At 47.0% G+C, this 1,214-nt stretch carries 1 protein-coding gene and 1 pseudogene; both read right to left on the bottom strand.

Going from position 1 to position 1,214, the window contains the following annotated elements; all coding sequences use genetic code 11:
* Positions 1-126 precede the first annotated feature (126 nt).
* Positions 127-1,089 carry a hypothetical protein gene (locus O9300_RS07425; RefSeq protein ID WP_287971009.1) on the bottom strand — a complete coding sequence of 321 codons (963 nt, stop codon included), beginning with the start codon at positions 1,087-1,089 and terminating at the stop codon, positions 127-129.
* Positions 1,090-1,214 (bottom strand): annotated as a pseudogene (locus O9300_RS07420) (IS630 family transposase); the annotation flags it as partial.

The following is a 1,214-nucleotide window of genomic DNA, read 5'->3' as shown; positions in this document are numbered from 1 at the left end:
AACCGCCGACACCATCGGTCAAAGCATGGGGGCATCGCGGCTGGGGTTGTCTCTTTCATCGCTGCTCTTTCAACGTAAAGTGCTTACTCTTTAACGATTATACTCGATTTGATCTTTATTTGGCGTTTAAGTCCCATTAGGAATGAGGTCAGTGGCAGGAATGGGAGCAGGATCAGGGATAGGAACTGGGTGGGCAAGCGGGTTGGGGGGGCGATTGAGGGCAAAATCGAGAACTGGATCGTTGACTAGATAAGGTCCCCTAGTCTTAGGCGTGTCAGTAGGATTAAAGTCAAAAGGTTCTTTAAATGGAGGATCGAGCGCTGGGAAAGGACTAAACCACGGCGGAGTGTTTTCCTTTTTGAGCGGTTCGTTTTGTTCGTCGGTATTCTTCTTTCCTGGTTTAGGAAACGGATTAAACGATGGAGTAGTACCCGGCGGGCCAAAAGGAACGGGGTTAAAGGGATTGGGATTTTGCGGTCCGGGGCTGGTGAGCGGCGGAGAGTTGGGAGATTCTCGCGTGAGCGCGTAAGGAGGGGTCGGACCCGTTGGCGAAGGTATGGGTTTAACGAGCGTATCGTCGACTACATTTTCAATTTTTGTGATCCTTAAGGAATTTCTTTTGATATTTATGGCACCTACCGGGTTAGTGATCCGCTCTAAAGGAATGTCGGTTCCCCAAAGAACCGAGCGCCCTATCATTATTCCAGACCCCACTAGTTCAAAAATATTTCCCGGCTGTTCTAGCGTAAACCTAACGCCATACGCCCAGACTAATCCTGGAAGTACCGCTTCCTCATAAAAATCTGAAATAGGACCCCGAGTATAAATAAAACTTTCATCCGTGCGTCCACCCCCGTTAAACAGTTCAGCGTCATAAAAAACTCGATAAGCCCCCCTCATTGGAAGATTTTTGTCAAAAACCATCACAGGCGGTTCGCTCGGTGGTGGTGCCGGTTGATACCAAGGCGGCAACGTTCCATCGGAAACCGGTGACGGAAAAACAAGATCAAGAAAAAGCGCGCCAAAAGTCCCTAGCCCCAGCCTTTGAATCAGGGGAAGTTTTGGGGGAGTTCTTAAGCTTTTACGCATTTAAGTTACATTGACAGCATTACCCTTATTTTTAAGTTTTCTACTCCATTTAATAATCAATCCCCCTTCATTTAAAAGCTGATTGACTACTTTTTCCAGTTCTTCTTTATTTTCAAATTCTCGAT

The organism is Microcystis sp. LE19-195.1E (assembly GCF_027532095.1).
GTDB classification, from domain to species: Bacteria; Cyanobacteriota; Cyanobacteriia; order Cyanobacteriales; family Microcystaceae; genus Microcystis; species Microcystis aeruginosa.
Note: the sequence above shows the minus strand (reverse complement) of the source record. Positions and strands in the feature narration are given on the sequence as shown.